The sequence below is a fragment of the Gallibacter intestinalis genome, from assembly GCF_014982745.1.
Classification (GTDB): Bacteria; Bacillota; Clostridia; order Peptostreptococcales; family Anaerovoracaceae; genus Gallibacter; species Gallibacter intestinalis.
This window is the reverse complement of the sequence record NZ_JADCKA010000001.1, coordinates 293,560-301,359: the sequence shown is the minus strand read 5'-3', so window position 1 is coordinate 301,359 and position 7,800 is coordinate 293,560. Positions and strand designations below refer to the sequence as shown.

The following is a 7,800-nucleotide window of genomic DNA, read 5'->3' as shown; positions in this document are numbered from 1 at the left end:
AATCTTTGACTACTCTATCATGTGATAGTTTAGTATTATGAGGTATTAATATCCGTTTCCAGATGCTATCCCTCTGCAAAGGGCAGGTTGCCTACGCGTTACTCACCCGTCCGCCGCTTTCCGCTTTCAAAATCTACCGAAGTTTCATTTAAAAGTTTCTCGCTCGACTTGCATGTGTTAGGCACGCCGCCAGCGTTCATCCTGAGCCAGGATCAAACTCTTAATTAAATGGTATATATACTTCCCATTAGAAAGTTTATATCTTGCTCAAGTTACGCCAGGCTTTTATTTCTTAGCCCGAATTATTGTTTTGAGTCTCTTAGAAATTGTCAGAAACCTCTATTACCTTACTGGCATAGTCTGTTTCTTATCTTCGACTTGTTCTTTATACTATGAAGTTTTTTAGGTTCTGTCCGCTTCAGCGAACATTCTTTATATTAGCAGAGCTCGGCTCCTTTGTCAAGGACTTTTTTGAGGCATTGCTCACCAAAATCCTATATAAGAAAATTATAAAGCTTTTTTCTGCTGCCCTCTTTTTTAGAGAGCTTTTATAGTATACAAAACATGACATATGATGTCAATGATTTTGCTTCAGTTTTTTGATGTGCGACTATTTCTTTTTCCTTCTGCCAACAAATATTCCGGCTATGAGGCCTATTGCTGACAGCGCCACTAGCACCGATACTATAATGATAGGAAAATTATCGTTTGTATGAACAGGTATCATATTTTGCACCTCCCTGTTTTTATTGCTGCAAACTTTAACAAAAGACCCGCATTGCTGCGGGTCGTGATGTCAATAGACAAAGGCTCTTATTTCTGAGCTGCTGCAGCCTGCTGAGCTGCAACTTCTGCTGCGAAGTCTTCTTCCTTCTTTTCGATACCTTCACCAACTTCGTATCTAACCATAGAAGCGATGGCCATATCCTTACCAACTTCCTTGGCACATTCGTCAACATACTGTTTAACGGTAAGATCTCCGTTCTTAACGAACTTCTGATCTACGAGGCATACTTCCTTGAGTTCCTTCTTAATTTTTCCGTCAACAATCTTGTCAACCATGTTTTCAGGCTTTCCTTCGTTGAGAACCTGATGTCTGAGGATTTCTCTTTCATGCTCAATGTAAGCAGGATCTACAGATGTTTCATCCAAGAACTGTGGGTTCATGGAAGCAACCTGCATAGATACATCCTTACCTACTGTAGCTATTTCGTCAGCTGTAGCATCTGTCTTAATACCTACAATTACACCGATCATGCCGTTTGTATGAGTATATCCGGCATATACAACTCCAGGTTCATTGTATTTTACAAATCTTCTGATGTTCAAATTTTCACCGATAGTGGCAATTTTATTTGTAAGTTCTTCGCCAACTGTTGCACTGTCGCTGTATGGAAGAGCCTTAAGAGCTTCAACATCAGCCGCATCATTTTCCAGAGCAATCTTAGCGATGTTTTCAACAAAAGTGATGAATTCATCGTTTTTAGCTACGAAGTCTGTTTCAGAGTTTACTTCCACCAGTGCTGCTGCTTTGCAGTCATCGGAGAAAGCTATTCTAACAAGACCCATTGCAGCAATTCTGTCTGATTTCTTTGCTGCCTTAGAAAGTCCTTTTTCTCTCAGATATTCAATGGCCTTATCGATATCGCCATCAGTTTCTACAAGCGCCTTCTTGCAGTCCATCATGCCTGCGCCTGTGATTTCTCTAAGTTCTTTTACAAGTGCTGCTGTTACTGCCATTTAGTTTTCCTCGCTTTCTGTTGCCTCAGATACTTCCTGTTCTTCAATTGCTTCAGGCTCTGATTCGTCAAAGCTTTCGCCCTGCTTTCCTTCAATAACGGCATCAGCCATGCTGCTTGCAATGAGCTTTACGGCTCTGATAGCATCGTCGTTGGCAGGAATGATGTAGTCTACATCGTCAGGGTCGCAGTTTGTATCAACGATACCAACTACAGGGATACCCAGAGTTCTTGCTTCTTTAACTGCAATCTTTTCCTTTTTAGGGTCAACTACAAATACTGCAGCTGGCATTTCCTTCATTTCCTTGATGCCGCCCAGGAACTTTTCCAGTCTTTCAAGTTCTCTCTGGAGCATGAGTACTTCTTTCTTGCTGAGCTTTTCAAAAGTACCGTCTTCTTCCATCGCCTTGATGTCGTTGAGTCTCTTTATTCTTGTGGAGATGGTCTTCCAGTTTGTGAGCATTCCGCCCAGCCATCTCTGGTTAACATAGTACATTCCGCATCTCAGAGCTTCATCCTTAATTGCTCCCTGAGCCTGCTTTTTAGTTCCTACAAAGAGAACCGGTCTTCCGCTTTCGCCTACTTCTCTCATGAAGGCGTATGCTTCATCAATCTTTCTTACTGTTTTCTGAAGATCGATGATGTAGATACCGTTTCTTTCTGTGAAGATGTATGGAGCCATTTTAGGGTTCCATCTTCTTGTCTGGTGTCCGAAATGAACACCTGCTTCTAAAAGCTGTTTCATTGAAATTACTGACATGTTTTTTCCTCCTGGTTTTACTCTTCCACCGTCGTCTTCCAAGACAGGAGCCTTAACAGGCACCGCCTGACCTGTAACGCGGTGTGTTGATTTACCCGGTGAGTCCAAAATGGCATCACCGGGTGATATATTAACATATCCGCTTGTAATTATCAAGCATAAAGCACTATAAACCGCAAAATTTCTGTGATTTTTGTAAATCTAGATATTTAAAAGCGATTTTCTCAATCTCAAGGCAGCTGCATAACACATGCCTATACTGTGACCGCTGTCAAACAGCACTTCATTTTTACACACTTCCTTTATTTTGTCTTTGTTTACAATAAGGTAACTGTGACATTTAAAAAAGCGCTCTCCAAGCATTTTTTCAACATCTCTGATTTTGTGTTTTCGCAGCGTATACTCCCTGTCACTGGTCACTATACTTATGTGACGACCATTCTGCTGCAGATACAATATGTCATCATTTGTGACACGATACACATTTGCATTTTCTTTTAGATACAGCATATTCTCCCTCTTTCATTTTCTCTTTAATATAATATAACTTACATAAAAAATAATTATGAAAAAAAGCATCCCTTCGTTTCGGGATGCTTATAGAGTCTGTATTCGCGCCTTACACTCGTCTTGTTGTTTCTTGCCTGTTATCTCTTGTATGTTATATAGTCTTCAGCTATCTCTTCAGCAGCTACCGAAACGGGCTTTTCTACATTTCCATCTTCAACCAACATAGGTTTGCCGTCAATGATGTCTCTTGCTCTCTTTGCAGCCAGTACAACCAATGTGTATCTGCTGTCCGCTTTTTTTCTTATTTCGTTAATTGATGGATATAACAGCATTTCATATCTCCTTCCTGTAACTATCTATTACTTTAGCTATATTTTGCGTTACTTTCAAATGTTCTGCAACGATTATCGATTCGACCTGCTTTACAGCCTCATCAAGATCATCGTTTATTACGGCATAATCATACTTGTCGGCATAGGTTATCTCGTGCATTGCCTCGCCAAGTCTCTTATTAAGACTCTCTTCACTTTCACTTCCCCTATTTATAATCCTGTTTTTTAACTCTTTTAAGGAAGGTGGAAGTATAAAAATCAGCACAGCCTCAGGATAAGCATCTCTCACCTGCATGGCTCCTTGCACATCTATTTCCAAAAGCACATCGTTTCCTTTGGATAGCTGATCTATAACAGGCTTTTTAGGTGTACCGTAATAGTTATCAAAAACCTTGGCATATTCGAGAAATCCATCTTCACTAATCATCTTTTCAAAGTTACTTTTTTCGGTGAAGTAATAAGACTGTCCGTGAATTTCTCCCTCTCTTGGATTTCGAGTTGTCATCGATACTGAAAATACGATGTTTTCAAAATCCTCAAAGAGTTTTTTACATATTGTACCCTTTCCGGTGCCGGAAGGGCCTGATATCACCAGCAGCTTACCTGTTGTCATCTGTTTCCCCTTATCTTCATATGCCCGGTTATTTTCATAATATGTCCTAACCTGTTTATCAGGCAATATATTATACTACTGCAGTTTTTGTTTTTCAATAGTTATTCTATATTCTGAACCTGTTCTCTGATTTTTTCCACTTCGCTTTTTATTTCAAGCATAATGGATGTAATATCAAGATCGTTTGCCTTAGAGCCTATGGTATTTGCCTCTCTATTCATTTCCTGAACAAGAAAATCCAACTTCTTACCTTCAGGCGAATCGCTTTCTATAATCTTTTTCATCTGAAGCATGTGGCTATCCAGCCTTACCAGCTCCTCAGTTATATTTGATTTATCGGCAAATATAGCAGCTTCCATGGCAATTCTCTCTTCAGGAATCTGCACATTATCCCCTAGAAGTTCCTTTATTCTCTCCACCAGTCTTCCTGCATATATTTCCTGAAGCTTTGGCGCCCTCTGGCCAATGGAATCCACATAGTCTCTAATAAGATTTCCTCTGTGAATCAAATCCTCTGCCAGCTTTGCTCCTTCTGTCATTCTCATTGTTTCAAAGCCATCTAAAGCCTGAGATACGGCAGCTAAAATAGCTGAAGCTGCTTCTTCCTCATCCTCTACATCCGGAATGGCTTTCATAACATCTGGAAGGCTTGAAAGATATTCAAGAGTGATTTCTCCATCAAGTTCAAGCTCACCGGACAGTTGCTTTAAATTGTCATAATACTGCTTTGCCACCGCTGTGTTGAGTTTGATATTTACATCAGCATCGCCGATGTTTTCGACCATTACGGATACTTCAATCTTTCCTCTTCTGGCCTTTTCCTTTATAAGATTTTTAATTCTATCCTCTGCAAAGACATATCTTCTTGGCATCTTTACATGGATATCACAGTAACGGTGATTTACCGAACGTATTTCCGCAACAACATTTCTTTTATCGTCGGCATATTCTCCTCTGCCGAATCCTGTCATACTCTTTATCATATAATCTGCTCCGTTTTTCTTTTCCAATAATTTATGATAATATTAAATATTATAACACAGCAAAACTTTTACGGAAAGGAAATCAAATGGCTTTTGACGGTTTTGTTACAGGGGCTATGGCCAGCGAATTAGCTGATAAGCTCACATACGGGAAAGTAGACAAAGTTTACCAGCCGGAAAAAAACGAGCTGGTTCTTTTCATACATACAAAAGAAGGCAAACACAAACTTTATATTTCAGCCGATACAAATCATGCCGGCATTTATATTACCGATGAAGATTTTACTAATCCAACTGAACCACCAGCATTCTGCATGCTTATGCGAAAGCATCTTATCGGCGGTAGAATATCCGAAATCCGCCAATATAACATAGAGAGAATTATCGAGATTATCTTTGAAACAAGAGATGAGCTAGGCTTTGACAAAAACAAAAAGCTTGTTGTAGAGATCATGGGTAAGCACAGCAACCTTTCCCTGGTTGATATGTCCAGTGGTAAAATTATCGATTCCATAAAAAGAGTATCTGTTGATGTCAGCCGTGCAAGACAGACTCTCCCTGGAATGCTCTATGAATACCCACCTTCACAAAATAAAACTCTCCCAGAGGATGTCGACCAGCAGATTTTTGATAATGCCACTGACAGCAGGGATATATTAAGTGCCATAGAAGGCATTTCGCCTATTCTTTCACAGGACCTCTTTGAATGTAAAGATCCCCTGTCAAAACTGCAAAACTGGAGTGATGCACTCAAAACCGGTGGTTCTGATATACGAGTATACCTTAAGGAAGACGGTACTCCCCAGGACTTTCATGTGGTAACTATAGAGCAATATCGCGGACTTTCTTCAATTTCCTTTGACACAGTAAGCGCCGCAGCTGAATATTACTATTCCCACAGAGAGGTCTCCAACAGGATAAGGCAAAAATCCGCAGACCTTTCTAAGCATCTAAATCAACTGCTCAAAAAGCTATATTTAAAAAAGCAAAAATTATCAGAGGACCTTATGGAAGCAGAAAACTCAGAAAAATACAGGTTATATGGCGAGCTTCTCACCGCTGGTATGCACGATATCAAACCTGGAGCTGAAAAAGCAACGGTTTTAAACTATTACACCGGTGAAATGATAACTATCCCTTTGGATAAGAGATTTCACCCGTCAAAAAACGCGCAAAACTATTTCAAAAAATACAGCAAAGCAAAAACTGCTGTTGTTGAAAAGAAAAATCAGCTGGCACGCACTGACGGTGATATATCATATCTGGAATCTGTATTGAACTTTGTAAACTCGGCAGATAGCATTGCCACTATAGATGAAATAAGAGAAGAGCTTATAGAGGGAGGATTTTTAAGGCGTCGCAGTAGGCAGCACAAACAGAACAGGAAAAAAGATGTGCTGCAGCCTTACACATACAAGACCTCTGACGGTTTTATCGTAATGGCCGGACGTAATAATAAAGAAAACGACGCTCTCACCATGAAGAAAGCGTCGAAAAATGACATGTGGTTTCACACAAAGGATATTCCCGGTTCCCATACAATACTATTCACAGAAGGAAAACCAGCATCTGATAACTCCATCTTTGAAGCTGCAGCCATTGCTGCCTATCACAGCAAAGGTAGAGAATCGGAAAATGTTCCTGTGGATTATACCCTTGTTCGCCATGTAAAAAAGCCAAACGGCGCAAGACCGGGTATGGTTATATTTACAGATAACAGAACTGTTTATGTAACTCCAAAGTTACCTGACGATGCTGATTAAACAGTGGTAAGCTTGCATATCCATGAGGCTGCCTTTTCTATAACTTCAGTACCGTCACTATCAGGACCTCCATTGTGGATTTCATGATAAAGACCTTGCCACCTGATATATTCGCAGGTGGCTTTTTGATTTTCAAAAATCCTGTCACTTCCTGCTATATCACAGATTTTATCGCAGTCCCCATGCATTAAAAGCATAGGCCTTTTTCGTCCTTCCCCTGATATTTCATGTGTATCTTCATAAAGAGCATTGCCTATATCAAATCCGTCAACAGCACATCTTAAGGATATCCTTTTATGTACCAATTCATCCTTTTCATAAGCCTTGTTATGAATAGGATTTCCAAGAACTGATGTATTAACAGACGAACTGATGGTAAGAGTTGGTGCAAGCTTTCTTGCAGCCTTCACAAACACATAAAGAGGCTTAGGTACGGATCGCACCAGTTTAACCCACGGTGCGGAAATAACATAGCCTGCTGCATCGCCGTTATACTTGCCGCGATTTCTGTAATCCAAGGCGATATTTCCTCCCATGCTGTGTCCGTAAATAACTACAGGACAATTAGGATGTTCTTTTTTAATCTCATCAATAAGTGCATCGACATCTTCCAAGACAGATTTCCTAGGAGCACAATCTCCCCGTTTGCCATCTGTCTTGCCATGACCTCTCAAATCCATGGCAAATACGGCGATGTTGTTGTCATTAAAAACCCCAGCAAGCCTATCATATCTGCCAGCGTGTTCTCCTATGCCGTGTATAAGGCATACTGTCTTATCAGGATTTTCCACATCCCATTTATACCCTTGTATTTTATATCCGTTTTCGCGTTCTAAAGTAAATTGTTTCATATTGTTCATCAAATATCACCAACAATCTCATATATTATCTTTAAATGTATCTTATTTATCTTATATCTTTATCTATATTGCATAGCCAAATTTTTTATTCTATACTTCCCATTACAGAACGGATGACGCAGCCGTTAATAAGGAGGAAGCAAAATGAAAAGATGTAGCATATGTAATCGGGCATATCATATTATCCCTTTTCAGAATGGTTTTATATGTGATAACTGTATTAACTATATTAAAAACAGA

Annotated in this window: 8 protein-coding genes and 1 rRNA gene; 1 reads left to right on the top strand and 8 read right to left on the bottom strand. The window is 39.8% G+C overall.

What is annotated here, in order from left to right:
- The 7 genes from INF20_RS01465 to INF20_RS01435 form a co-directional block, all read right to left on the bottom strand.
- A 16S ribosomal RNA gene (locus INF20_RS01465) occupies positions 1-228 on the bottom strand; the annotation flags it as partial.
- A gap of 585 nt (positions 229-813) precedes the next feature.
- Positions 814-1,740 carry a translation elongation factor Ts gene (gene tsf, locus INF20_RS01460; protein ID WP_226384603.1) on the bottom strand — a complete coding sequence of 309 codons (927 nt, stop codon included), beginning with the start codon at positions 1,738-1,740 and terminating at the stop codon, positions 814-816.
- Entirely contained in the window at positions 1,741-2,499 is a 759-nt protein-coding gene (rpsB, locus tag INF20_RS01455; protein ID WP_226384602.1) for a 30S ribosomal protein S2, read from the bottom strand.
- 201 nt (positions 2,500-2,700) lie between these two features.
- Positions 2,701-3,009, bottom strand: a complete 309-nt coding sequence (locus INF20_RS01450; protein WP_226384601.1) for a LytTR family DNA-binding domain-containing protein — start codon at positions 3,007-3,009, stop codon at positions 2,701-2,703.
- Between the two features lie 137 nt (positions 3,010-3,146).
- The gene (gene rpoZ / locus INF20_RS01445; protein WP_404812903.1) at positions 3,147-3,341 is read right to left on the bottom strand and encodes a DNA-directed RNA polymerase subunit omega; all 195 of its coding nucleotides are present in this window, start codon (positions 3,339-3,341) and stop codon (positions 3,147-3,149) included.
- A 1-nt stretch (position 3,342) separates the two neighbouring features.
- Entirely contained in the window at positions 3,343-3,954 is a 612-nt protein-coding gene (gene gmk / locus INF20_RS01440) for a guanylate kinase (protein ID WP_226384600.1), read from the bottom strand.
- Between the two features lie 101 nt (positions 3,955-4,055).
- The gene (locus INF20_RS01435) at positions 4,056-4,937 is read right to left on the bottom strand and encodes a YicC/YloC family endoribonuclease (RefSeq protein ID WP_226384599.1); all 882 of its coding nucleotides are present in this window, start codon (positions 4,935-4,937) and stop codon (positions 4,056-4,058) included.
- A gap of 86 nt (positions 4,938-5,023) precedes the next feature.
- On the opposite strand from INF20_RS01435, the gene INF20_RS01430 reads away from it, so the two are divergent.
- Positions 5,024-6,700 carry an Rqc2 family fibronectin-binding protein gene (locus INF20_RS01430; RefSeq protein WP_226384598.1) on the top strand — a complete coding sequence of 559 codons (1,677 nt, stop codon included), beginning with the start codon at positions 5,024-5,026 and terminating at the stop codon, positions 6,698-6,700.
- On the opposite strand, the gene INF20_RS01425 is transcribed toward INF20_RS01430, so the two are convergent.
- Positions 6,697-7,560, bottom strand: coding sequence for an alpha/beta hydrolase (locus INF20_RS01425; RefSeq protein ID WP_226384597.1), 864 nt, complete (start codon positions 7,558-7,560; stop codon positions 6,697-6,699). The two genes, INF20_RS01430 and INF20_RS01425, sit on opposite strands and share 4 nt — an antisense overlap.
- Between the last annotated feature and the right edge of the window lie 240 nt (positions 7,561-7,800).